The organism is Kitasatospora setae KM-6054, from assembly GCF_000269985.1.
Classification (GTDB): Bacteria; Actinomycetota; Actinomycetes; order Streptomycetales; family Streptomycetaceae; genus Kitasatospora; species Kitasatospora setae.
The window spans coordinates 1,140,174-1,165,797 of sequence record NC_016109.1 but is presented as its reverse complement, the minus strand read 5'-3'; the positions used below and the strand labels follow the sequence as shown (position 1 = coordinate 1,165,797).

The window sequence follows — 25,624 nt, the reverse complement described above, 5'->3', positions numbered from 1 at the left end:
ACCGGCCCAGGGGCGCGGCGGGGGCCTGGCAGGATGGCGATCATGAGTGACCGCCCGTTCGACGCCCTGCTGTGCGACCTGGACAACGTCCTCCGGTTCTACGCGTACGACGAGGTGGCCCGGCAGGAGCGGGCGGCCGGGCTGGCGCCCGGGAGCACCGCGGCGATCGCCTTCGCCCCCGAGCGGGACCTGCCGCTGCTGCTGGGACGGATCGGGCGGGAGGAGTGGACGGCCGCGATCGCGGCGGAGCTGGCCGTCCGGGTTCCGGCCGGGCGGGCGGCCGGGCTGGCGCGGGCGTTCGCGTACGCGCCGTCCCGGGTGGACCGGGAGGTGGAGGGGCTGCTGCGGCGGGTCCGTGGGCGCGGCGTCCCGCTGGTGCTGGTCACCAACGCGACGCCGTGGCTCGACGAGGACCTCGACCGGCTGGGGCTGGCCGACCTCGCGGACCACGTCGTCAACAGCTCCCGGATCGGCCTGGCCAAGCCCGACCCCGCGGTCTACGCGCTGGCGGTCGGGTTGGCGGGCGTCCCGGCCGGCCGCTGCGCCTTCGTCGACGACAGCGGCGCCAACGTCGAGGCGGCCCGTGCCGCCGGGCTGACGGCCGTGCACTACCGGGGCGCCGCCGGCCTGCGGCGGCTGGTCGCCCCGGTGCTCGGTCCGACATCCGCTCCGGCGGCCGGGCCGGTGCCCGGTTCGACACCCAGCCCGGTGCCCGGTCCGGTGCCCGCCCCGGGGGGAGTGAGCGGTCAGGCGGGCGGGAGCATCGCGCGGCGGCCCGGGGCGGCGGAGGACTGCATGGTCATTCCGCCGTCCACGACCAGGAGTTGGCCGGTCAGGTAGCGGGACTCGTCGGAGGCGAGGAACACCATGGTGTGGGCGATGTCCTCCGGTTCGCCGAGGTAGGGCAGGGCGTTGCCGGCCAGCAGCGCGTCGATCACCGACTGCGGGAGGTTGTCGCGCAGCGCCGGGGTGAGGACGGCGCCGGGGGCGATCGCGTTGCAGCGCACGCCCTGCGGGCCGTACTGCACGGCGACCGACTTGGTGATGCTGACCACCGCGGCCTTGACCGCGCCGTACGCGGTCTGGGTGACGTCGCCGACCAGGGCGGCGACCGAGGCGGTGTTGATGACGGAGCCGCCGCCGGCCCGGATCAGGTGCGGCAGGGCGAGCCGGGTGCCGATCAGGGTGGAGCGGACGTTGCGGGCGACGGCGCGGTCGAACTCCTCGAAGTCCATCCGCAGCAGGTCGAGGTCGCGGCGCGGATCGGTGCCGCCGACGTGGTTGCAGAGCACGTCGAGGGTGCCGAACTCGCGGACGGCGGTGGCGAACAGCTCCTCCAGGGAGTGCTCGTCGGTGACGTCGACGGTGAGCGGCAGGGCGTGCCGGCCGGCCGCCTCGACCAGGCGGGCGGTCTCCTCGGCGGCCGCGCCGTCGTAGTCGGCGGCGACCACCAGGGCGCCCTGGGCGGCCATCAGTTCGGCGGCGGCGCGGCCGATGCCGCTGCCGGCGCCGGTGATCACCGCGACCTTGTCCTTGAGGCGTTCCATGGTGTGGGTCCCTTCCGTGCTTCCTGCGGTCGACCCCCCGTTCATATGCATAGTACATACTCTGTGCATGGTGCATATTCTGCGGTCCGCGGGAGGGCTGGGGCAAAGGCCGGGCAATGCCCGGGTGAATTGCCGGGCACGGCTCGACCGCGTCGGTGAGGGGCTCGCAAAGCTCCCCGCATTAACAAGGGAGAACTTCGGGGCGAACAGCGTCGGCGCGGGAGGGATTCCACTTCCGGATGTCCTCCGTGCACACATAGCGTTCGCGGCGTGACGATGTGCGTCCGGTTCGCGGTCCACGCGGGTCGGCAGAGTGCCCGGGGGAGCGGCCGAAGAACGGCCGTGACCCGGCGGACGATCCGGGGGTAGCGCGGTGCGCGGGGAGGGCCTGTTCACGGAGCGGGCGCCGAACGGGCGGTTCCAGTGGCAGCTCAAAGCGATGAACGGGCGGGTGGTGGCGGTGTCCTCCTCTGTCCACGAGTCGTCCGCCGACGCCGAACGGGCGTTCGCGGAGCTGGTCGCGCTGGGACCTGCGCTGGTGGCGCGGATCACCCACGTCCGCGACGGACTGGGGTGGACCTGGGTGGTTCCCGGACCGCGCGGCAATCCACTGGTCAAGTCGAGCCGGGCGTACGAGCGGTACGCCACCTGCCAGAACGCGTTCCGGCGGTTCATGGCGCTGGTGGCCCGGATGTCCGATGCCGGGGCCGAGGCGCCCGGTGACGGCGGCGGGGGCGGTGGCGGCGATGGCGGTGCCGGAGACGGAGCCGGGGCCGCTTCCGGCGTCGGCTCCGGTGTCGGCTCCGGCGTCGGCTCGGGTGTCGGGTCGTGAGCGCGCCGGAGGCCGGACGGGGGCCCCGGCTGGTGCCGGTGCGCGGGGCGGACGGCCGGGTCGGCTGGTCGCTGGTCGCCGCGAACGGCCGACGGCTGGCCGCAGCCGTCCGCGCCTACCGCAGCGATCGTGAACTCGCGGCCGGGATCGGCGAGTTGCTGGCCGAACGGGCCGCCCTGCGGTTCGTCCTCAGCCAGCGTGAGGACCGCCTCTGGGTCTGGACCGCCCATCTCCCGGCCCGCACCACCCGGGCCGGCGCGGGCAGCGGCGAGGCGATCGCCCGCAGTGCCCGCGGCTACCTGCGCCGCGACCAGTGCCGGCAGAGCGTCACCGCCTTCCTGCAGGGCGCCGACCACGTCCAGCGGCTGCGCCGGCTGGGCGGCGGGCCGGCCCTGCCGACCGCCTGGTAGCCCGCTCCTGCCCTGCCCTGCCCTGTCCTGCTCCGCCCTGTCCTGCTCCGCCCCGTCCCGTACGCGCCCTGCCGCCTTCCGTCGCGGTGGGGCGTTTCGGTGTTTCCGGGGCGGCGGCGTATCGTGAACCCCCCTGCTGTTTCCGGGGGTTGCGCCGATGGGCGGTCGAGTGTTTCGTCAACTCTCCTGAGCAAGAGCAGAATTGACGAAGCATCAGATGAGCAGATGCGCGTGGCCGACGTACGGTCGGCGCGCGGGCCGGGTGCGCGCCGACGGGTGCGACCGGTGCGCGGGGGGTGCGGGGGTGGTGCGCGGGGGTGAAGCGGAGGTGGCCGGGGTGACCCCGTGGGCACACCTGGAGAATAACGCGTCCGGAGTGGAACGCCTGATCGCTGGGCCGTCAACTCGCGCGCTGACCAGGGCATTCGGCGCCACGGCGGGGCGGCGGCGGGCGGGGCGGGAGCGGCGGCCGGTGCTTCCGGGGGGAAGGGGCGCGCCGAGAGGATCGCTCCGCCGGGAAGCCGCGGAGCTCTCCGGCACCGGTCCCCGCCAGGACCGGTCCAGCTAGGACTTTCCTTTATGGAGGAACAGGACCATGCGTCACACCGCTGCCAAGGCGTTCGCGGCTCTCGCGATGACCACTGCCGCCCTCGCGACCGTCTCGGTCCCGGCGATGGCCGACCCGACCGTTACCCCCGCCGCCCAGGACATCGTCGGTGCGGGTTCGGACACCACGCAGGCTCTGCTCAACCAGCTCTCCAGCGACTACAACGCCACCATCCCGGCCACCACGCCGCACCTGTACAGCTGGGACGCCACCGGCTCCAGCTCGATCACCCCGAAGACCGGCGCCAGCACCATCCTGCGCCCGAACGGCTCCGGCGCCGGCATCTCGGCGCTCAACGCCAACACCAGCGCGACCCTGGACTTCGCCCGCTCCTCCCGCCCCCGCTCGGCCAGCGACCCGTCCACCATCCTGTTCGTGGCGTTCGCCAAGGACGCGGTGACCTGGTCGGCCCCGAGCGGCGGCCTCGCCCCGGCGAACCTGACCACCCAGGACCTCAACGACATCTACTCCTGCAAGGTCGGCAAGACCGACTGGTCGAACTTCGGCGGCTCCGCCGGCACGATCAAGCCCTACCTGCCCCAGCTGAGCTCCGGCACCCGCTCCTTCTTCCTGGGCGCCATCGGCAACCCGACCCTGGGCTCCTGCGTCCAGACCTACACCCCGGAGGAGAACGAGGGCACCGACGCCGCGCTGCAGACCGCGGACGTCATCTTCCCGTACTCCGCCGGCCACTGGGTGGGCCAGGCCAACGGCCACGTCACCGCGACCGACAACAAGGGCAACCTGACCCTGCGCAGCATCAACGGTGTCGCCCCGCTGACCACCGCCGGCGCCCTGAACGCCGCCTTCGCCAACCCGACCTACGGCCGCGTGCTCAACAACGTGGTCCGCGCCGCCGAGTGGAACGCCAGCCCGGCGACCACCCAGAGCACCGCGCTGCGCGCGATCTTCGGCCCGACCGGCTACATCTGCTCCACCCCCGGCAAGGCCGCCATCGCGAACTACGGCTACCTGACCCTGCCGGCCGCCGCCTGTGGCCTGACCAGCTGACCCGACCCCTCCGGGGACCCGTCACACCCGCACCACCCGCAGTAGTACCCGCACCACCCGCCGCCCGTCCCGCAGCACCAGCCGCCGGGACGGGCGGCGGCCCTTGACGGCACCGCACCGCGTACGACCGAGCGGCACGCAGCACCGGGCGGCACACGGCACCGGGCGGGACGCAGCACCGAACAGCACGCAGCACCGAGCACCGGACGCAGTACTGAACGGCACTCAGTACTGGGGAACGCGCAGTACCGAGCGACACGCACGACCGAGCAGCACGCACCGCGCACGACCGCGCACCAGGTAACCCCGCCCGAAGGAGCCACGATGTCCCGTCTCACCGTCCGGATCGCCGCTGCGGCCGCCGGCCTCGCGCTCATCGCCACCGCCGCCTCCGCCACCACCGCCTCCGCCGCCCCGGCGGCCGGCAGCGCGGTGATCCACGAGAGCAACGCGTTCTTCCAGCAGGCCGCCGAGGCCGGCATCGTGGCCGTCCCGCTGCCCACCGCGACCGCGGGCTACGACGCGGCCAGCGGCCTGTCCGCGAGCTTCCCGGTGACCGACGGCACCGGCAGCATCCGCGACTTCTTCGGCCACGTCGCGCTCGGCGGCGGCCTGCTCTTCGTCGACGCGAAGACCGGCCGTGCGGTCACCTTCCACCAGCTGTCCTTCTCCTTCGACGACTGGGCGGTCACCGCGGTGCCGGACGGCTCCACCACCCCGGTCGCGCTGTTCGACCCGGCCGGCAACAACTCCTTCAACTACACCGGCACCACGCAGAACCTGAGCTCGGACTCGCTGGTGCTGGACGCCGCGGGCGCCCAGTACCTGAACACCAAGCTGCGCACCGACTTCTTCGTCGCGGGCCAGAGCGTCGGCACCTTCAACGTGGCCTACACGCCCGCCTCCTGATCCCGGCGGCCCCGATACCCCGTACCGCCCCCGTACCGCCCGACCGGTCACCGGTCGGGCGGTACGCGTGCGTTCGGGGCGGGTGCCGGTGCCAGGGCGGGGCGGGGCCGGGGTGGGGCCGGGTGGGGCCGGGTGGGGCCGAAAACCACCCGTCCCACCCGCTCCGTCCGTCCCGCTGGCGCGCGGGCGTGCCGCCCGTATGGTTTCGGTCGGGTCACGGAGGTTCCTGACGGTGCACCAAATCTCTTGATTCGAGCACCAATTGGGGTCTCGTACACCTGGCGGACAGGGTTCGGCCAGACGCGACTGGCCGAATATCGTCGGGGCCGTCGAACGGTCGCCCCGCTCCCTTGTCACCCGTGCGTGCCCGCTCTGGCGCGCCGTCGCCGGAGGTGCTGCGCCGATGAGAATCCGCCCGTCAGGGCTGAGAGCCGGATCGCGTCCGTGGAGGGCCTACCTGGCCGCCGTGCTGACCTGGACGGTGGCCGCCGCCGTCGTGTTCCTGCCGCTCGGCGGGCCGGGCGTGCAGCCCGCGTCGGCGGCCGGGGGCACGACCGTGGAGGGCCCGGCCCGGTTCGACCCGAACACCTGGCAGGACGGCCCGAAGGGCACCATCACCGTCTCGCAGGTCGGCGACCTCAGGAACCAGGTGGTGCACGTCAGTTGGACCGGTTTCACGCCGACCGTCGACCTCTACGGCCAGCCGGTCCAGTTCGTCCAGCCGATGATCAAGGACGCCTTCTACGCCGTCCGGATCTACCAGTGCCGCGGCGACAACCCGGACATCACCGACTGCTACGGCTCCACCCTGTACGGCGGTGACCCGGCCAAGGGCTTCCTGCAGCCGGAGCCGGCCGCCGGACCGGCCCCCGAGTTCCCGTCCAACATGGTGATCGCCGCGACCCGCCCGGACGGCACCGGCGAGGCCGACATCGAGCTCTGGACCGCCCAGCAGAGCCAGGGCCTGAACTGCGACAACACCCACAAGTGCTCGCTGGTGGTGGAGCCGAACTACGGCGGCGACTCGATCGGCGCCAACAGCTTCCCCGATCTGGTCATCAACTGCGACGACCACTCGATCGACATGGACGGCTTCATCTTCAACACCGCCACCGACGGCTCCTTCCAGCTGAAGCCCAACGGCCTGCTGCCCGGCGAGTCCTGCGCCTGGAAGCGGCACGTCACCATCCCGCTGCAGTTCGCGCCGACCCCCGACTCCTGCACCGCCGGCGACGCCGCGTTCTCCGCGATCGGCCTGGAGATGGCCGACCGCGCCATGCAGCAGTGGCGCACCGGCAGCTGCCTGGCGGCCGACCCGCTGCGCGTGCAGTACAGCGTCGGCAACGGCGAACCGCAGGCCCGCGGCGCCTTCCTGCGCCGCTCCGGCGCGGACGTCGCGCTGACCTCGCTGCCCAACCCCGACCCGCCGACCCGCCCGTACGTCTACGCGCCGCTCGCCAACAGCGCCGTCTCGGTGGCGTACGTGGTCGACGACGGCCGGACCCGGCAGCAGGTCCGCCGACTGCGGCTCAACCAGCGGCTGCTGGCCAAGATGCTCACCCAGAGCTACCGGCACTACAACGACGACGACACCGACACCGTCCGCGGCAACCCGATCTGCATGTTCGACGACCCGGAGTTCCGCAAGCTCAACGCGGACGTCGCGGCCGGCGTGACCTGGCCCGAGTGCGGCAACGTGGCCAACACCGAGCCGGTCGTGGTCGGCGGCACCACCGACCTGGTGCACCGGCTCACCGAGTGGATCGCCGCCGACCCCGACGCCGAGCAGTTCCTCCAGGGCTCCCCCGACCCGTGGGGCACCCACGTCAACACCAAGTTCCTGAAGCCCGGTTACGCCGGCTACCCGGTCGACTCGTTCCAGACCCTCGACTACACCGGCAAGAACAACCACAAGCAGTACGAGTGGAACCCGGTGCTCGGCGGCCTCGGCCAGGTGCTGCGGATGACCCTGCAGAACCAGCTGTCCTGCCAGCTGCCCTACGTCAACGCCAACGGCCAGCACGACAAGTGCTTCGCCCCGAGCACCGGCAAGCGCGCCCTGTTCGCCGTGATGGACAGCGGCAACGCCCAGGCGATGGCCCTGCCCGAGGCCGAACTTCCCAACCCGGCGGGCGCGTTCACCACGCCGACGATCGCCTCCATGCAGGCCGCCGCCCGCGACATGCCGTTCGACCAGGCCACCGGCACCCAGAGCCTGCCCTACGACGACGAGAACTCCGCCTACGCCAAGGACCCGAAGGCGTACCCGCTGACCATGGTGCAGTACGCCATGCTGCCCACCGACGGCCTCGGCCGGGACAAGGCCGCCGCGGTCAGCCGGTTCGTCCGCGGCGTCACCGAGCAGGGCCAGGTCTACGGCCAGGGCCCCGGCCAGCTCGCGGCCGGCTTCGCCGACCTGACCAAGCCGCAGCTCGCCCAGGCGAAGGCCGCCGCCGACCACGTCGCCGCGCAGGACGGCAGCAAGCCCGAGAAGCCCGCCGAGACCGGCGGCGACAACGGCGCCGGCGGCTCCGGCACCAGCGGCTCCGGGACCAGCGGCGGCGGCTCCACCGGCTCCGGCACCACCGGCGGCACCGGCACCGGCGGCAGCTTCGGCGACAGCGGCGGCTCCACCGGCGGCGACACCTCCGGCGCGGGCGGCGCCAACGCGCTCGCCGCCCCGGCCGCCGCCTCCTCCGCCACCGCCAAGCCCGGCGGCAGCGCCTCGCCCGGCCTCGCCGCCGCCCCGGTCGGGGAGGCCGCGGCCGACCGGGCCGGGATGGCCCGGCTGCTGCTGCCGGTCGTCCTCGCCACCGGCGCCGTCCTGCTGGTCGGCGGCCCCGCCGCGCTGTTCCTCGGCGGCACCCCGGCCGGCGCGAACCTCCGCCGCGGCACCGGGCGGCTCTGGTCCCGGCTGCTGCGCCGCGGCTGACCCCGCCCCCGCCGGACGGGCGCCCCGCGCGCCCGTCCGGCGACCACCGTCGTCCCAGCCCAGGAACCCTCACCGCGCGGAGAGTTGACACCATGACAGCCGCCGTCCAGCCGACGGACACCCGCGTCCCACCGCCGACGCCCGACCCCGACCGGCCCCGCCCGATCAGCGCCCCCGCCTCGCCCGCCGACCGGGCCTTCCGCGGCGTGCTGCGCACCGCCGGACTCTCGGTGTTCGTGCTGATGGGCCTGATCGCCTTCTTCCTGCTGATGCGCGGCACCGAGGCGCTGAACGCCGTCGGCTGGTCCTTCCTGACCGAGCAGAACTGGCGCACCGCCGCGCACACCTTCGGCATCGCCGCCGTGCTGCCCAACGGCATCCTGATCGCCGTCATCGCGCTGTGCATCGCCGTCCCGGTCTCGATCACCGCCGCGCTGTTCATCTCCGAGTACGCGCCCGTCCGGCTGCGCCCGACGCTGATCTCGCTGGTCGACCTGATGGCCGCGATCCCCAGCATCGTGTACGGCCTGTGGGGCCTGTTCTTCCTGCAGCCGCGGTTCGTCGGCACCTCCCGCTGGCTGGCCAACCACCTCGGCGGGACGCTGCCGTTCCTGGAGGTGCGCACCGGCGACACCCCCACCTCGTACACCTCCTCGACGTTCATCGCGGGCACCGTGGTCTCGCTGATGATCATCCCGATCATCACCTCGCTCAGCCGCGAGGTGTTCTCGCAGGCCCCCTCCGGCGAGCGGGAGGGCGCCTACGCGCTCGGCTCGACCCGCTGGGGCATGGTGCGCACCGTGGTGCTGCCGTTCGGCCGCGGCGGCGTGATCGGCGCCGTGATGCTCGGCTTCGGCCGCGCGATGGGCGAGACCATCGCCGTCGCGCTGATCATCTCGCCGGTGTTCCGGCTCGCCTGGCACGTCCTGGAGAACGGCGGCGGCTCGATCTCCTCGCTGATCGCGCTGCGCTTCAGCGAGTCCAACGGCCTGTCGCTGTCCGCGCTGATGGCCGCCGGCCTGGTGCTGTTCGCCCTCACCCTGCTGGTCAACGTGGCCGCCGGGTTCGTCATCAGCCGGTCCCGGTCCGGCGCCTCGACCTCGGACTGACCGGAGGAACCCGATGCACCCCACACCCCCCGAGACCACCGCTACCGCCGACACCACCGCCGGCAGCGGCACCGGCAGCGCGCCGGTCGAACCCCCCGAGCAGCGCCGGATCAAGCTCGGCGGCACCACCCGCGAGGAAGTCCTCACCATGCTCGGCGCGGGCGCCGGCTCGCTCGGCCTGGACTGGCTGCTCTACGAGCGGGTGCTGCCGTTCAGCGGCGCGTTCGGCTTCCTGCTCTGCTGGTACCTGCTGTTCCTGGCGCTCTACACCCTCACCGGCCGGCTCCAGTGGGACGCCCTGACCGTCCGCGAACGCCTCGCCACCGCCGTGGCCTGGAGCTCCGGCCTGCTGGTGGTCGCCGTCATCGTCGAGCAGATCGGCTACGTCGCGCTGCGCGGCTTCGACGCCGCCCGGCACTGGAACTTCTTCACCGAGACCATGCGCACCACCGCCCCGCTGTCGCCGATCACCTCCGGCGGCTGCCTGCACGCCGTGGTCGGCTCGCTCGAACAGCTCGGCCTGGCCACCCTGTTCTCGGTGCCGCTCGGCGTGCTGACCGCCGTCTTCCTGGTCGAGGCCGGCAGCACCCGGCGCGGCGCCCGGATCGTCAAGCCGGTCCGGGTGCTGGTCGAGGCGATGACCGCGCTGCCGTCCATCGTGGCCGGCCTGTTCGTGCTCGGTGTGGTCATCCTCACCCTGGGCGCCGAGAAGAGCGGCCTGGCCGCCTCGCTCGCGCTCACCGTGATGATGACGCCGATCGTCACCCGCGCCGCCGAGGTGGTCGTCCGGCTCGTCCCCGGCACCCTCAAGGAGGCGTCCTACGCGCTCGGCGCCAGTCAGTGGCGCACCGTCTGGCACGTCGTGCTGCCCACCGCCCGGCCCGGCCTGACCACCGCCGTGGTGCTCGGCATGGCCCGCGGCGTCGGCGAGACCTCCCCGGTGCTGCTCACCGCCGGCTTCACCGCCCGGATGAACTTCGACCCGCTGCACGGCAACCAGGCCAGCCTGCCGCTGTACATCTGGAACTACGTCAAGCAGCCCTACCCCGACATGGTCGCCCGGGCGTTCGCCGGCGCGCTCACCCTGATGCTCGTCGTGCTGGTGCTCTTCGTCACCGCCCGCCTGCTGGGCCGCCACCGCAGCGCCACCGACCGGCCCACCCGGCGCCCGCTGCGCCAGGCCCGCCCGGTCCGGACCGCCCCGATCGGCGGCGCCCAGCCCGCGCCCGCCCTGGCCACGACCGCGCTCGCGGTGGAGACCCGATGAACCGGCAGAACGACACCCCGCGCCGTCAGAGAAGGAAGACCCGTCCCGTGCGACTCCGCCACCTGGCCTCGGCACTGCTCACCGCCGCGCTGGCCCTGCCCACCGCGCTGCTCGGCGCGGCCCCCGCGCACGCCGCGACCTCGCTGAACGCCGACGGCTCCAGCTGGGCCGGCCCGGCCATCGACCAGTGGCGGCGCGACGTCGGCCCGATGGGCATCGAGATCGACTTCAACCCGGTCGGCTCGGCGGCCGGCCGGGTCCAGTGGGCCGCCGGACAGGACGACTTCACCGCCTCCGACGTCCCGTTCCGCAGCAGGAACGACAGCGGCGTCGACCCGACCAAGCAGAACGGCGGCCTCGGCGGCGCGGAGAACCCGCAGTACGGCTACTCGTACGTGCCGATCACGGCCGGCGGCACCGCGCTGATGTACCACCTGGAGCTCGGCGGCAAGAAGATCACCGACCTGCGGCTGTCCCCGGACACCATCGTCGGCATCTTCACCAACCGGATCACCTCCTGGGACGACCCGAAGATCACCGCCGACTACGGCAAGGCGCTGCCGAAGATCCCGATCACCCCCGTGGTGCGCTCCGACGGCTCCGGCGCCACCGCCCAGTTCACCCGCTGGATGCAGCACACCCACCAGGGCGAGTGGGAGGCGTACTGCACCAGGGTCAACGGCGTCCCCTGCGGCGACTACACCGAGTTCTTCCCGCCGTCCGGCCGGATGACCGCGCAGAACGGCTCCGACGTGGTGGCCGGCTACATCCAGTCGCCGACCGGCATCGGTGCGATCGGCTACGACGAGTACGCGTTCGCCAAGCGCAGCAACTGGCCCGTCGTCAAGGTGCTCAACCCGGCCGGGTACTACACCCTGCCGACCGCCTCCAACGTCGCGGTGGCGCTGACCGCCGCCCGGATCCGCGGCGTCGACGACAACACCTCGCCGAACGACCCGGACTACCTCCAGCAGAACCTCGACGCCGTCTACAGCAACAACGACGCCCGCTCCTACCCGATCTCCTCCTACAGCTACCTGATCGTGCCCCGGGCCGGCGCCGCGCTCCCGGTGGCGCCCCGCTTCAACGACACCAAGGGCAACGCGCTCAGCCGCTACCTCGCCTACGTGCTGTGCGCCGGACAGGGCGAGGCGGACGAGCTCGGCTACTCGCCGATCCCGCGCAACCTCGTCCGCGGCGGCCTGCTGCAGACCCAGCACATCCCCGGCAACGCCAGCCCCGTCGACCCGAACAGCCTCAACAACTGCCCCAACCCGACGTTCAACTCGGCCGGCGAGCTGACCGTGCTGAAGAACGCGCCGCAGCCCTCCCCGTGCGACAAGGCCGGCAGCCCGCTCAACTGCACCGTGCAGAACGGCCAGGCGGTCAAGACCGGCAGCGGCTCCGGCTCCGGTACCTCCGGCGGTTCCGGCTCCGGTTCCGGCACCGGCGGCACCTCGGGCGGCTCCGGCACCGGCACCGCCACCGGCTCCGGCGGTGCCTCCGGAGGTGCCGGCACCGGCGCCGGCACCTCCGGAGGCTCCGGCTCCGGCTCCGGCGACGGCAGCCAGCCGGTGGTCGACCCGCAGACCGGCGAACTGCTCGCCTCCGACGGTGGCGGCGGCGGTTCGAACGGCGGCGGCGGAGCCGCCCCCGCCCAGGTGGTCGCGCTCGGCGGCCGCCCGCAGGACTGGCTGCTCTCCTCGCTCACCGCCGTCGAACTGCTCGGCGTGGTCACCGTCCCGCCGCTGCTGGCCGCCTGGTGGCGCCGCCGCGACCGGACGGCGGGCAACCGGTGAACCCCGTCCCGCCGGTTCCGGCCGCCCCGTCCGCACCGGTCTTCGCACCCGAGGAGAGCAGCAGATGACCGCGCCCGCCCTGGAACGGTCGGCCACCACGACGGCCGGCGCCCCGCCGGCCCCGCGGCCGGACCCGAAGGCCGACCCGAAGGCCGATCCGAAGGCCCCGGCCAACGCCCCGGCCGCCCCGCCGCCGGGCCCGCTGATGGTCGCCGCCCGGGCGGTGACACTGGCCGCCGTGCTGCTGCTCGGCTTCGCCGGCTACCTGCTGGGCCTGTCCGGCCTCCAGGAGGCCCGGCACCAGTCCACCGCCTACGCCACCCTGCGCGACCGGCTCGCCAACGCCACCGCGCCGACCGGCCCGACCGAGGACGGCGCGCCGCTGGCCGTCCTCGACATCCCCGCGCTCGACCTGCGCCAGGCCGTCGTGGTCGAGGGCACCACCGGCCGCGACCTGATGCGCGGCCCCGGCCACCGGCGCGACACCGTGCTGCCCGGACAGCCCGGCGTGGCCGTCCTGTTCGGCCGCTCCACCGCGTTCGGCGCCCCGTTCGCCGACCTCGGCCGGCTCAAGGTCGGCGACCGGATCGACGTCACCACCGGCCAGGGCAGCTTCCACTACACCGTCAACACCTACGGCGACGGCGACCACCCGATCAAGGACACCGCCCCCAACCGGCTGGTCCTGGTCACCGGCGACTCCGACTGGATCCCGACCAGCACCGTCCTGGTCGGCGCCCGGCTCGACGGCGACCCCGAACCGGCCGGCGCCAAGCGGCCCGCCACCACCGCCACCGACAAGGTGCTGGCCGCCGACAAGGGCGCCCTGTCCGCACTCCAACTCTGGTCGCTGGCCCTGCTGCTGGCCGTCGTCGCGGCCGTCTGGACGGCCCGCCGCTGGCGCCGCTCCGCCGCCTACCTGTGCTTCGCGCCGGTCGCCGCCGCCCTGCTCTGGTCGGTGTACGAGAACGCCGCCGCCCTGCTCCCCAACGTCTACTGAACCGCCCCGGCTCCCTGGGAAAGGACCGCCCGCCGATGACCGAGACCGCCCCGCCCCCCTTCCCCGTCCAGCACGCCGGAGCGCACGACGACCCGCCCACGATCCCGCTGCCGCCCGTCCCCGGCACCGCCCCGGAACCGGGACGCGCGCTCTCCGGCCTGGAGACCCGCGACGTCACCGCCTGGTTCGGCCAGCGCAAGGTCCTGGAACGCGTCTCCTTCGCGATGCGGGCCGGCGAGATCACCGCGCTGATCGGCCCGTCCGGCTGCGGCAAGTCCACCTACCTGCGGATCCTCAACCGGATGCACGAGATGGTGCGCGGCGCCGCGCTGGCCGGCGAGGTCCTGCTGGAGGGCGAGGACGTCTACGCCCCCGGCCGCCGCCCCGCCGAGGTCCGCCGCCGGATCGGCATGGTCTTCCAGCGCCCCAACCCGTTCCCCGCCATGTCGCTGTACGACAACGTGGTCAGCGGGCTCAAACTGGCCGGCATCAAGGCCACCCGGGAGGAACGCGACCACCTGGTCGAGTCCAGCCTGCGCCAGGCCGGTCTCTGGAACGAGGTCAGCAACCGCCTCGGCACCCCCGGCGGCGCGCTCTCCGGCGGCCAGCAGCAGCGCCTGTGCATCGCCCGCTCGCTCGCGGTCGCCCCGGAGATCCTGCTGATGGACGAACCCTGCTCCGCTCTCGACCCGACCTCCACCCGCCGGATCGAGGAGACCATCGCCGAACTGCGCCACCGGGTCACCATCGTCATCGTCACCCACAACATGCAGCAGGCCCAACGCGTCTCCCAGTCCTGCGCGTTCTTCCTCGCCAGCCACGACACCCCCGGCCGGATCGTCGAATCCGGCCCCACCGAACGGCTCTTCACCGATCCCGCCGACCAGCGCACCGCCGACTACGTCAACGGCCGCTTCGGCTGATCCCCCTGACACCCCGTCGGCCGCGTGTCACGCGCGGCCGGACGGGGCGCAGCGCCTAGCGTGTGCGGGGGACCGGCCACCCCGGCCCACCCCCCCGCACACGCCAAGCGTCGCGCACGCCACGCGGCGCGCACGCCACCAGGAGAGAGCGCCGACCATGACCGTCAGCCTGCCCGAACTCACCGGGGACTACGTCCTCGACCCGACCCACACCCGGATCGGTTTCGTCGCCCGCCACGCCATGGTCACCAAGGTGCGCGGTGCCTTCCACCAGTTCGAGGGCACCGCCCACCTGGACGGCGCCGACCCGGCGAAGTCCACCGGCCAGGTCGTGATCAAGACCGAGAGCATCGACACCGGCGTCGAACAGCGCGACCAGCACCTGCGCACCAACGACTTCCTGGACGCGCCGAACTTCCCCGACATCACCTTCCGCACCACCCAGGTCGAGCAGAAGTCCGACACCGACTACCGGGTCACCGGCGACCTCACCATCAAGGACACCACCAAGCCGGTCACCATCGACTTCGAGTACACCGGCAACGCCGTCGACCCCTACGGCAACCTGCGGGTCGGCCTGGAGGGCTCGGTCACCATCAGCCGCAAGGAGTTCGGCGTCACCTGGAACGCCGCGCTGGAGGGCGGCGGCGTGCTGGTCGGCGACAAGATCGTGCTGGAGTTCGACGTCTCCGCGATCAAGCAGAGCTGACGGCGCAACCGGCCGCGCACGTACGGCGGGCCGCCGCGCCGGAGGCCGCCGCCAGGTCCCCCTCCGGGACCTCGCGGCGGCCTCCCGGCTTTTCTCCGACCTTCCCGGCCGATCCCGGCCGATCCCGGCCGATCCCGGCCGCTCCCGGGTGCTCCCGGCCGCTCAGGACCGCCAGGCGGGCGACAGCGCGATCGCCTTCAACGCCGCCAGGTCGAGCGCCGGATCGCCCGGCGCCGCCTCGTACGACCGCTCGCCGTTCCACTCGCCGAGCACCAGTCGGGCGCCGTCCGGGTAGTACACCGTCACCACCCAGTGCAGCAGCGGGTAGGTCGCGCTCTTGCCGTCGCCGAACGCCGTGGACACCACGAACCCGCCGCCCGGCAGCGGCTCGCGCACCTCCAGCTCCGTCCTCGGCGTCCCCGGCAGGTCGGCCAGGTCCGCCAGCCCGCGCGCCGAGGGCGGCTCGTACGCCACCGTCAGCGAGCTGCGCCGCCCGGCCGCCGCCACCGCCAGCGCGGTGTGCGCGGTGTTCCGGGCGCCGGTCTCCGTACCGGCCGGGAGCAGGTCGGTCAGCCGGTCCAGCAGCGCGTCGGCCGACACCGCGGGGCTCGGCGCCGGCCCGGTGCCGCCGGTCTCCGGGGCCGTCGGGGCCGTCGGGGCCGGGACCGGGACCGGCGTCAGCGCGGCGAACACCTCCGCCCACAGCGGCGAACTCGCCATCGCGCCCAACGCGGTGTCCGCCAGCGGCGGCTGCTGCCGGTTCGGCCGGCTCGGCTCGCCGTTGAACTCGATCACGGTCACCAGCCGGCCGTCCGGCGCCGCCCAGACGCCGCGCCACTCCTGGCCGTTGTCGACGTGCTGACTGCGCAGCTTGTCGACGATCAGCACCGAGCCGTCCGGCCGGAGCACCCGGTCACAGGAGCCCGTCGGCGTGTCGAACGCGTCCAGGCAGGTGATCGCCTCGACCGGGACGCCGCTGTACTGCACCTTGACCGTGACGATGCTCGCCCCCGCCCCGTCGTCGAAGGTCAGCGCCACCCCGATCTCGTGCGGATCCGGCTTCGGACCGGCCGGCACCAGCCCGCTGACGGTGCCCGGCGGCAGCAGCGAACCGACCAGCTCGGCGAACCGCTCGTCCGAGATCCGCGGACCCGCCGCGGCCGGCCCCGGCGACGGCCGCCCCCCGAACGCCGCGAGACCCGCCGCGCCCGCCACCAGCACCGCCGCCACCGCCCCCGCCAGCACCGCCCGCCGCCGCCCGCGCCGCCGCAGGCCCGCCCGGCGGGCACCCGCCGCCAGCCGGCCGTGCACCGGCTCGGGCGCGCCCGCCGCCGCCCCGTCCAGCACCCGGGAGAGCACCGCCGTCAACTCCTCGTCAGTGGGCATGCCGCGCCCCCGCCCTCTCGTAGTCGTCCGTACCCGCCGGGGCCGCCGAGCGGCCCACCAGGGCGTCCAGGTCGGTGCCGAGCACCGCCCGCAACCGCACCAGCGCCCGCCGGGTCCGGGTGCGCACCGCGCTCTCCCCGATCCGCAGCACCCCGGCGGTCTCCTCCACGCCGCGGTCCTCCCAGAACCGCAGCACCAGCACCGCCCGGTCGGCCGGCGACAACCCCGCCAGCGCCCGCAGCAGCGTCAGCCGCAGCGCCGGGTCCGGATCGTCCACGCCGGTCTCCGGCAGCACGTCGGTGACCCGCTCGGTACTGGAACGCCGCCGCCGGTACGACAGGAAGGTGTTCACCAGCGCCGCCTGTGCGTACCCGCTCGGATTCTCCATCCGGGACACCCGGCGCCACTTCAGGAACACCCGCCCCAGCGCCTCCTGCACCAGGTCCTCCGCCAGGTGCGCGTCCCCGCCGGTCAACAGGAACGCCGTCCGCAACAGGTGCCGCTCCCGGCCCGCCACGAACTCCTCGAACCCCGGCACCCGCTCCGCCCCCGTCGAACCCTCCGGCCCCGCCGGCCCCGCCCGCTTCGATGAGTGATCCATGCCCAAGTAACGCATCGGGCCCGGCGGTACGTGACACCCCGGTCCGGCGGCGTGCGCCCGGTCTCCCCGGGAGGGGAAACGGGAGGCAACGAGTGGAAACTCATCGTGTCCAAGCCACAGCGGAGTGTGTATCCGGCCACTTTCCGGGGAGTCGCCTCCGGTCGAACCGGCCATGGTCATCCTGGAACGTTCGTCACCGACCGAGGGGAGAATGGTGGACGTTCCACACCTGCACGCGCGGAATCCGGAGGTCGTCGGAAAGACGGCCGCACTGCTCGGATTCCTCCGCGAAGTGGTGCAAAGCGGCACCCAGCGTTCCAGGGACACCCGTTCCTGGGGGCACTTGTGGCTGTGCGATCTGCCGACGACGGTGGCGAAGCCGGACGGACAGCCGGACCGCCCGCTGTTCGTCCTCGACCACGTCCCGCAGAGCGCGCCGCCCGAGATCCCCGCCGAACTGCTCGGCTGGCTGGACAGCCGGGACGTGCAGAACCCGGACAGCGACCCGCCACTGGCCGAACCGGGGCCGGAAGGCGAACCGGCACCGGAGCGCGGGCACCGGCAGGACACCGGCGCGACGGTCGCGCGCCGAGCGGCGGACGAGGTGCTGCGCTCGTACGGCAGTTGGCTGGTCCGTTGGCGGCGCTGGGCCGAACGCGAACGGTCGGACCGGCCGTTGCGGGAGCTCTACGAGACCGTCTACCGCTGGCACCAGCGGCTGGTCCAGCAGGACGACCAGGTCGAACTCGTCCTGGGCACGGGACTGCTGACCTGGAGCGACCCGCGCGGGGCGGTCCTGCACCGCCACCTCCTCGCCTGCCGGGCGGTCACCGAGGTGGACCAGCGCACCGCGCGGATCACCGTGAGGCTGTCCAACGACAGCGGCGTGCGGCTGGAGGACCAGGACTTCCTCGACAGCGACGACGGCCTGGTGCCGGAGCGCTCCGCGGTGCTCGCCAAGGAACTGTCGGCGGACCCGGTGCATCCACTGGGCCAGGAAGCCCTCGCGTACCTGACCAGGTGGCAGGGGCTCGTCCTGCCCCGCCCGCTCTCCTTCCACCCGGGCTGGCAACCGCCCGACGCGCCCGGAGCGGGCCTGCGGCTCACTTTCGCGCCCGCACTGATGCTGCGTCCGATGAGCCGCAACGCGCTGCTGCGCCGCTACGAGCAGATCGCTCAGACCGTGGTCGCGGAGCGGCAGGCGCCGCTCGGCCTGGCCCAGCTGGTCATGACCATCGGCCCGCAGGCACGAGCCGGGTGGAGCGCGGATTCCGCCCGCGGCCTGTTCGACGAGGAACCGCTGTTCCCGGGCAAGACCAATGCCCAGCAGCGCGCCGTGCTTGACCGCCTCCAGCGCGACACCGGGGTGGTCGTGCAGGGGCCGCCCGGAACGGGCAAGACCCACACCATCGCCAATCTGCTCAGCGCACTGCTCGCGCAGGGGCAGCGGGTCCTGGTCACCAGCGCCCGCGACCACGCCCTGACCGTGCTGCGGGACAAGCTGCCGCCGGCCGTCCGCGACCTGTGCGTGCTCCTGCTCAGCGGCGTCCGGCAGGACGGCGCGGGCGAACTCGAACGGACCGTCAACGCGCTGAGCGACCAGGTGGCGTCCGGGGACCCGGGCCAACTGAACGAGGAGATCCGGCGACTGACCCAGCGCCGGCAGGAGGTCACCAGCCGTCGCAAGCTGCTGACCGAACAGGTCATCGCACTTCGGGAGGCCGAGCTCTACCAGCACCCCGAGGTCGCGCCGGGCTACTCGGGCACGCTCGCCGGGATTGTCCGGAAGGTCCAGGAGCAGGCCCCCGCGCTGTCCTGGATCGGCAGCCTCTCCGACCGGGCCCCCTCGGTGCCGCCGCTCGGCGCGCTTGAGGCCGAAGAACTGCTGGTCCTGCTCCGGGAGGGGGCCGCGGAACTGGTCGCCGGCCCCATGCCGCCCGCGCCCGCGTCGCTGCCCACCCCCGGGCAGGTGGCCACCGCCGTGGCGGAGGAGTCCCCGGCCTCCGGACTGCCGGACGAGGCCGCCGCCCTGCGCGACCGGCTCACCGCGCTCGACACCCCGACCACCGACCACCTGGTCGGGCTGCTCGGCTCGGGCCGGGCCCTGCTGCACCGCCTCGGTGCTCCGTGGGAGGCCGAGCGGTGGGGCGACAGCGAGTGGTCACGGCGGGCCCTCGCGGACCGACTGGCCCGCCGCCGTGGCGACCTGTGGGACCGGGTCGCGGAGGCCGGGGCGGCGGTCGACGCCGTGGTCGACGGGCTCGCCGGGGCAGGTGTCCGCACGGTCGCCCTGCCGGAGGGCCTCACGCCGGAACAAGCCACCCGGCTCACGGCCGCCGTGTCCGAACTGCGCGCGAATCCGGCCGGACGCCGAGGAGTGCGCGCACTCGTCACCCCGAAAGCGCAGCGCCAGGCCCGCGAACTGCTGGACGGCTGCCGCGTCGACGGCCGTCCGCCGACCGACGCCGCCGACTTCGAGGCGCTGCACGCCCACCTGAGGGCCGGGCCCGTACTGGCGACCGTCGCGGTCCGCTGGGACCAGGTCGGCGCACCGCTGGAGGACGGGCCGCTGGAAGTCCGGGTGGCGACACTGCGGGAGCGCTACCGGCACCTGGAGTCGGTGGCGGCCTTCGGCGGCCTCCGGGAACGGGTGGACGACCTGCTGGTCGGCCGCGGGATCTACCTCGACCTGACCACACCCCGACAGTGGGACCACTTCACCTCCGCGGTGTTCGCCCTGGCCGGACGGCAACGGGCCGAAGACGCCACCACTCGCCTCGCCGGCTGGGAACGCGTCCTGCGCGGAGGGAACGACGGGCACTCCCCGACCCTCGAATCGCTGGCCATGGCCCAGGCCCTCGCCGACCGCGACCTCGACCGCTACCGCAAGGAACTGGACGCCTACACGGCTGCTCACGCCAGGCAACGGCAGGCTTGGCGCTGCTCCGAACTGCTCGACGCGCTGCGCGTCGCCTCGCCCGCGCTGGCGAACCGGATCGTCGCGGAGTGCCACGCCCCGGAATGGGACGAGCGGATGGGCCGCCTCGCCGACGCGTGGGCCTGGGCCGGAGCCTGCCGCTTCGTCCACGAGGAGCGCGCCCCCGGACGGGAGCAACGGCTCGACGCCGAACTCACCGAGTGCGAGAGCAGACTGGAGGAACTGACCGGCGACCTGGCGGCCGCCAAGGGCCGATTGCACTGCCTGCAGCGGATGACCCCCGAACAGCGCTCCGCCCTGCAGGCGTACCGCAGCCACATGGCCTCCTACGGCAAGGGCAAGGGCAAGATCGCCGCCGAGTTCGGGGCCGCCGCCCGCAGCGCCATGCGGATCGCCCAGGGCGCCGTGCCGGCCTGGGTGATGCCGATCTCCCGGGTCGCCGAGATGATCGAACCGCACCAGAACGCCTTCGACGTGGTGATCGTGGACGAAGCCAGCCAGGCGGGGATGGACGCGCTGTTCCTGATGTGGCTCGCCCCGCGGATCATCGTGGTCGGCGACGACAAGCAGTGCACCCCGGCGGTGGCCGGCTTCGGCCGCGTCCAGCAGATCCAGGACCGGCTCACCGCCCACCTCCCGGACGTGCCCCGGCACCTGAGGCAGCTCTACACCCCGCAGTCGAACCTCTACCAGCTGCTCTCCACCTTCTTCCCCTCGACGATCCGGCTCCAGGAACACTTCCGCTGCATGCCGGAGATCATCGGCTGGTCCTCGGCGATGTTCTACAACCCGCCCGGGCTGACACCCCTGCGGCAGTACGGCGGCGAACGCCTCGATCCGCTGCTGACGCACTACGTCGCCGACGGCGTCGCCGAAGGCCGCGACCACCGGATCCGCAACCCCCGGGAGGCCGAGGCGATCGTCGACCGACTGGTCTCGTTCACCGCCGATCCCGCCTACGAGGGCCGGACCATGGGCGTCATCGTCCTCCAGGGCGGCTACGGCGGCCAGGTGAAGCTGCTGGAACAACTGATCGAGCAGCGGATTCCCGCCCCCGTTCGGGAGAAGCACCGCATCAGGGTCGGGACCCCCGCCATGTTCCAGGGCGACGAACGCCACGTCATCCTGCTCTCGATGGTGGTCGACAAGGTCCGCAAGGTCGCGGGCGGGCTGCGGAGCGAGCAGCAGGCGTACAACGTGGCTGCCAGCCGGGCCCAGGACCAGATGATCCTGTTCTACTCGGTCCCCCCGGACCGGATGAAGCCCGGAGACCTGCGGTCGAGTCTGCTCGGCTACATGCGCAACCCGCCGGCCGCGCTCGCGGAGGCGGACGACCTCGGCACCGTGTTGCCCGACGTGCCCCGCAAGCCCTTCGATTCACTGTTCGAGCAGCAGGTCTACCTGCGGATCAAGGAACGCGGCTACCACGTCGTCCCGCAGTACCCCGCCGGGAACAAACGGATCGACCTGGTGGTCATCGGCGCCCGCGGCCGCATCGGCGTCGAGTGCGACGGCGACCACTACCACTCCACGCTCGAACAACTCCGCCACGACCAACAGCGCGACCGCGAACTCCAGCGCGTCGGATGGCGGTTCTGGCGGATTCCGGAGAGCGAATTCCGGTTCGACCCCGACCGGGCCCTGGCCGGCCTCTGGCAGGAACTCGACCGGCTGGGCATCGCCCCCGCGACCTACCACCGACGTCCCGACGAAGCCCCCTCCGACGGACCGCGGACACCGTGGACGCCGATGGTCCTGCCCGAGGGCGACGACCCGTCCGCCGAGCACACCGACGACCCGACCGACCGCCCGACCGGCGAAACCCGCCGCACCCCTCCCGAAGGAAACCGATGAACACCCGACCGCCTCTGCCCGACAGCCTGCTGCTCGACGAGAACACCGTGGCGGAACTCGCCAGGGTGGTCACCGGAGACGACGACCTCTACTACCGCAAGGGGTACGAGATCGAGGGCTTCCTGCGCCGGGCCGGCTGGCAGGACGTCCCCGCCTACGACGGCCAGTACCGTCGTGAATGGGCCCTCGAACTGCTGATGGAACGTCGCGACCGGCCCGCCGAGATCGAGAAGGTCCTGCTGCGCCTCGCCGACGCCCGCGAGTACCTCGACGAGCCCGAACTCCTCGCGGACGTCCTCGCCGCGGTCAACTCGTTCCTGGTCCACGAGGGCCTCCGGCTGGAAGCCGGCGGCAACGGCCCCCGACTGCTGGCCTGCGACCCGGCGCTGGCACACCCCTCGGAGTACGGGGCGACCGAACTCCGGGTGGCGATGGCCGACATCATCCAGGACCCGGCCATGGTCCAGCTGCTGCAGCGCCGCCTGGACGAGGCCCGGACCTGCTACGCACACGGCGCGCACGTGGCGGCCATCGTCATGCTGGGCAGCCTGATGGAGGGCGTCCTGCTGCAGACCGTGGTGGAACGGGACCGCACGCTGCTGGGCAACACGGCACCGCGGAACGCGAAGTTCGAAGGCCTGATCGACCTGTGCCACACGGCCGGCTGGATCGACGGTGACGCCCAGAAGTTCAGCCACGTGCTCCGCCGATACCGGAACTTCGTCCACCCCGATCTGGAAGCCCGCGAGGCACACCGGCCCGACCGGGACACGCTCGGAATCTGCTGGCAGGTGGTGAACGCCGCGCTCAACGACCTCGCGGCCTCGGCGGGCGGTACGCAGGGGAGCCGCTAGACCGGACCGCCTGTGCACCGCCCGGCCCGGCAGTGCACAGGCGGATCGGGAGGCCAGCCGTGAGCCGGACCAACGGAGTGCCGTCCGTGCGGCACGATGGGGCCCTGACCGGCCGTCACGGGGCGGCGGGGCGAGGCGAGAGGGCCGGTGGACGCGGATGGGAACCGAACGCGACAGCTACGACCTGGTGGTGATCGGCGGCGGCCCGACCGGGGAGAACCTCGCCGACCGGGCGCACGCCGGCGGGCTGAGCGTGGCACTGGTCGAGAGCGAACTCGTCGGCGGCGAGTGCTCCTACTGGGCCTGCATGCCCAGCAAGGCGCTGCTCCGCCCGGCCGCCGCGCTCGCCGACGCCCGCCGGGTGGCCGGCAGCCGGGAGGCGGTCGGCGGCGGGCGGCTGGACGCCGCCGCCGTGCTGGAGCGCCGCGACGCGTTCGCCTCGCACTGGCACGACGACGGGCAGGCCCAGTGGCTCGCCTCGGCCGGCATCGACCTGGTCCGCGGCCACGGCCGGCTGGACGGCGAACGCCGGGTCGCCGTCGACACCCCCGACGGCGGACGCCGCGTCCTCACCGCCCGGCACGCCGTCGCCGTCTGCACCGGCACCCGCGCCGCCCTCCCCGACCTGCCCGGCCTGGCCGGCGCCCGGGTCTGGACCAGCCGCGAGGCCACCTCCGCGCGGGCCGTCCCCGGCCGGCTCGCGGTGGTCGGCGGCGGCGTCGTCGCCGTCGAGATGGCCACCGCCTGGCGCGCCCTCGGCAGCGAGGTCACCCTGCTGGTCCGCGGCGGCCGACTGCTCGACCGCACCGAGGAGTTCGCCGGGCAGCTCGTCTCGGACGGCCTGCGCGCCGCCGGCGTCGACGTCCGCCTCGGCGCCTCCGTCACCGCGCTGCGCCGCGAACCCGACGGCACCCTGCTGCTCGACCTCGCCGACGGCACCCGGCTGCCCGCCGACGAGGCCCTGTTCGCCACCGGCCGCCGCCCCGCCACCGCCGACCTCGGCCTCGACACCGTCGGCCTCGAACCCGGCGGCTGGATCGACACCGACGACACCGGCCGCGCCACCGCCGTCCCGGCCGGCTGGCTCTACGCCGCGGGCGACGTCAACCACCGCGCGCTCCTCACCCACCAGGGCAAGTACCAGGGCCGGATCTTCGGCACCGCCATCGCCGACCGCGCCGCCGGCCGCCCGCTCGACCTCGCCCCCTGGGGCCGCTCGGTCGCCACCGCCGACCACGCCGCCGTCCCGCAGGTGGTCTTCGCCGACCCCGAGGTCGCCGCCGTCGGCCGCACCCTGCGCGAGGCCCGGGACGCCGGACTGCGGGTGCGCGCCGTCGACTACGACCTCGGCGCGGTCTCCGGCGCCGCCCTGTACGCCGACGGCTACCGCGGCCGGGCCCGGGCCGTCGTCGACCTCGACCGGGAGGTCCTGGTCGGCGTCACCTTCGCCGGGCCCGGCGTCGCCGAACTGCTGCACTCCGCGACCGTCGCCGTCGCCGGGGAGGTGCCGCTCGCCCGGCTCTGGCACGCCGTCCCCGCCTACCCCACGATCAGCGAGGTGTGGCTGCGGCTGCTGGAGGCGTACCGGGGCTGACGCCGCGTCGGCCGGCGGGTGGGGTCGGTGGGTGGGGCCGCGTCGGCCGGCGGGTGGGGTCGGTGGGTGCGGTGGATGCGGGGGCGGAAAATCCGTTGCGGGGGGATTCGGCGGGGTTCTACCCTGGCGGCGCCGGTCAGCGGACCGGCGCCGCCGACGGTTCCGTGCCGTCCGGTGCCGCTGTCGTTCCACGCAGGAGAGGAGGTCGTGATGCCAACCCCGCCATCGGCGCGCCCGACCTCCCCCGCGACCCCGCTGACCATGCGGTAGGGGCGATCGGGCCGCGCCTCCGGTACCCGCCCGCACCACTCCCGGAGACGCCGTGATCTTCCGCCCCACCGTCGAGGCCGACCTCGACGGCCTCCTCCCGCTGCTCGTCACCGACCCCGCCAGCACCCTGACGCCCGAGACCTACACCGCCCGGCTCGCCACCGGCGAGTACCGGCCGGAACGGACGTGGATCGCCCAGGACGCCCCAGGCGCCGCGCCGCGCGCCCTCGCCGTCTGGTGGGGCGGCCCGACGGACGCCGAACCGGCCGCGCTCGACGCCCTGTTGGTCCCCGGCACCGACCGTACGGGCGCAGGCCCTTCGGCCGCCGAGCGCGGCGAGGGCGGCCAGGACGGCGAGGGCGGACGGCTCGACGACGAACGCACCGCGCTGGCCGCCGAGTTGCTCGCCGCCGCGCACGCCGCGTACGGGCACGCCCCCGCCTACCACCTCTTCCTCCCCAGCGACTGGCACGACCTCCCCGACACCCGGGCCGCCGTCGCCTGGCGCCGGGAGGCCGCCCGCCGGGCCGGCCTCCCCGGCACCCTGGAGCGGCTGCGCTACGAATGGACGCCGAGCGCGGGCCTCCCGGCCCCGACCGGCCGGCTGGAGTTCCGCCCCGAACCGGACGACGAGGTCTTCGTCGACCTGTTCCGCCGCGTCCTGGCCGGCACCCTCGACGCCACCTCCCGCACCGCCGCCGCCGAGCACGGCGCCGAGGCCCAGGCCCGGGCCGACGTCGCCTTCTACCGGGACGGCATGTCCGGCGAACGCGCCTGGTGGCGCACCGCCCACACCCCCGACGGCGAGCCGGTCGGCTTCGCCGTCCCCTCCCGCAACCCGGCCTCGCCCGTGGTCGGCTACCTCGGCGTCCTGCCCGAACACCGGGGCCGCGGCCACGCCGAGGAGATCCTCGCCGAGACCACCCGGATCCTGGCCGCCGAGGCCGCCGCCCCACAGGTCCGCGCCGACACCGACCTGGCCAACGCCCCGATGGCCGCCGCCTTCGAACGCGTCGGCTACCGCACCACCAGCCGCCGCCTGGTCCTCACCGCCGAGCCACCCGTGAGCTGA

At 73.9% G+C, this 25,624-nt stretch carries 19 protein-coding genes; 16 read left to right on the top strand and 3 right to left on the bottom strand.

The window, feature by feature from the left end:
- The first annotated feature begins 42 nt into the window (after positions 1-42).
- Complete coding sequence (locus tag KSE_RS05090; RefSeq protein WP_231873120.1) at positions 43-840, top strand: HAD family hydrolase; 798 nt, start codon at positions 43-45, stop codon at positions 838-840.
- Here the strand turns inward: KSE_RS05090 and KSE_RS05085 are convergent.
- The gene (locus tag KSE_RS05085; protein WP_014134201.1) at positions 747-1,547 is read right to left on the bottom strand and encodes an SDR family NAD(P)-dependent oxidoreductase; all 801 of its coding nucleotides are present in this window, start codon (positions 1,545-1,547) and stop codon (positions 747-749) included. The two genes, KSE_RS05090 and KSE_RS05085, sit on opposite strands and share 94 nt — an antisense overlap.
- Positions 1,548-1,920: 373 nt before the next feature.
- Here KSE_RS05085 and KSE_RS05080 point away from each other — a divergent pair, with 373 nt between their 5' ends.
- The 11 genes from KSE_RS05080 (at position 1,921) to KSE_RS05030 (ending at position 15,055) form a co-directional block, all read left to right on the top strand.
- Complete coding sequence (locus tag KSE_RS05080) at positions 1,921-2,379, top strand: DUF1508 domain-containing protein (protein WP_014134200.1); 459 nt, start codon at positions 1,921-1,923, stop codon at positions 2,377-2,379.
- Positions 2,376-2,789, top strand: coding sequence for a hypothetical protein (locus KSE_RS05075; protein WP_014134199.1), 414 nt, complete (start codon positions 2,376-2,378; stop codon positions 2,787-2,789). Before KSE_RS05080 ends, KSE_RS05075 begins: the two co-directional genes overlap by 4 nt.
- A gap of 595 nt (positions 2,790-3,384) precedes the next feature.
- Positions 3,385-4,407 carry a PstS family phosphate ABC transporter substrate-binding protein gene (locus tag KSE_RS38135; RefSeq protein ID WP_014134198.1) on the top strand — a complete coding sequence of 341 codons (1,023 nt, stop codon included), beginning with the start codon at positions 3,385-3,387 and terminating at the stop codon, positions 4,405-4,407.
- A 324-nt stretch (positions 4,408-4,731) separates the two neighbouring features.
- Positions 4,732-5,316 (top strand): hypothetical protein, encoded by a 585-nt coding sequence (locus KSE_RS05065; protein ID WP_014134197.1) that lies wholly within the window; start codon positions 4,732-4,734, stop codon positions 5,314-5,316.
- Between the two features lie 466 nt (positions 5,317-5,782).
- The gene (locus tag KSE_RS42695) at positions 5,783-8,248 is read left to right on the top strand and encodes a hypothetical protein (RefSeq protein WP_014134196.1); all 2,466 of its coding nucleotides are present in this window, start codon (positions 5,783-5,785) and stop codon (positions 8,246-8,248) included.
- 92 nt (positions 8,249-8,340) lie between these two features.
- Positions 8,341-9,357: a phosphate ABC transporter permease subunit PstC gene (pstC, locus tag KSE_RS05055; RefSeq protein ID WP_014134195.1), complete on the top strand. Its 1,017-nt coding sequence runs from the start codon at positions 8,341-8,343 to the stop codon at positions 9,355-9,357.
- Positions 9,358-9,370: 13 nt separating this feature from the next.
- The gene (pstA, locus tag KSE_RS05050; protein ID WP_014134194.1) at positions 9,371-10,624 is read left to right on the top strand and encodes a phosphate ABC transporter permease PstA; all 1,254 of its coding nucleotides are present in this window, start codon (positions 9,371-9,373) and stop codon (positions 10,622-10,624) included.
- A 47-nt stretch (positions 10,625-10,671) separates the two neighbouring features.
- The gene (locus tag KSE_RS05045; protein ID WP_014134193.1) at positions 10,672-12,423 is read left to right on the top strand and encodes a substrate-binding domain-containing protein; all 1,752 of its coding nucleotides are present in this window, start codon (positions 10,672-10,674) and stop codon (positions 12,421-12,423) included.
- Positions 12,424-12,487: 64 nt separating this feature from the next.
- Complete coding sequence (locus KSE_RS05040) at positions 12,488-13,423, top strand: sortase (protein WP_014134192.1); 936 nt, start codon at positions 12,488-12,490, stop codon at positions 13,421-13,423.
- Positions 13,424-13,458: 35 nt separating this feature from the next.
- Positions 13,459-14,346, top strand: a complete 888-nt coding sequence (locus tag KSE_RS05035) for a phosphate ABC transporter ATP-binding protein (RefSeq protein ID WP_014134191.1) — start codon at positions 13,459-13,461, stop codon at positions 14,344-14,346.
- 157 nt (positions 14,347-14,503) lie between these two features.
- On the top strand, positions 14,504-15,055 hold the full coding sequence (locus KSE_RS05030) for a YceI family protein (protein WP_014134190.1): 552 nt from the start codon (positions 14,504-14,506) through the stop codon (positions 15,053-15,055).
- Between the two features lie 162 nt (positions 15,056-15,217).
- Here the strand turns inward: KSE_RS05030 and KSE_RS05025 are convergent, their stop codons facing one another.
- Complete coding sequence (locus KSE_RS05025; protein WP_014134189.1) at positions 15,218-16,441, bottom strand: hypothetical protein; 1,224 nt, start codon at positions 16,439-16,441, stop codon at positions 15,218-15,220.
- Positions 16,431-17,042 (bottom strand): SigE family RNA polymerase sigma factor, encoded by a 612-nt coding sequence (locus tag KSE_RS05020; RefSeq protein ID WP_014134188.1) that lies wholly within the window; start codon positions 17,040-17,042, stop codon positions 16,431-16,433. The genes KSE_RS05025 and KSE_RS05020 overlap by 11 nt, the downstream gene beginning before the upstream one ends.
- 370 nt (positions 17,043-17,412) lie before the next feature.
- Here KSE_RS05020 and KSE_RS05015 point away from each other — a divergent pair, with 370 nt between their 5' ends.
- From KSE_RS05015 to KSE_RS05000, 4 genes are all read left to right on the top strand, one after another.
- Positions 17,413-21,834 carry an AAA domain-containing protein gene (locus tag KSE_RS05015; protein WP_158413049.1) on the top strand — a complete coding sequence of 1,474 codons (4,422 nt, stop codon included), beginning with the start codon at positions 17,413-17,415 and terminating at the stop codon, positions 21,832-21,834.
- Positions 21,831-22,688: a hypothetical protein gene (locus KSE_RS05010; RefSeq protein ID WP_014134186.1), complete on the top strand. Its 858-nt coding sequence runs from the start codon at positions 21,831-21,833 to the stop codon at positions 22,686-22,688. The genes KSE_RS05015 and KSE_RS05010 overlap by 4 nt, the downstream gene beginning before the upstream one ends.
- A gap of 157 nt (positions 22,689-22,845) precedes the next feature.
- Complete coding sequence (locus tag KSE_RS05005) at positions 22,846-24,282, top strand: dihydrolipoyl dehydrogenase family protein (RefSeq protein ID WP_014134185.1); 1,437 nt, start codon at positions 22,846-22,848, stop codon at positions 24,280-24,282.
- Between the two features lie 322 nt (positions 24,283-24,604).
- A complete protein-coding gene (locus tag KSE_RS05000; RefSeq protein ID WP_014134184.1) occupies positions 24,605-25,624 on the top strand; it encodes a GNAT family N-acetyltransferase in 1,020 nt (339 codons plus the stop codon).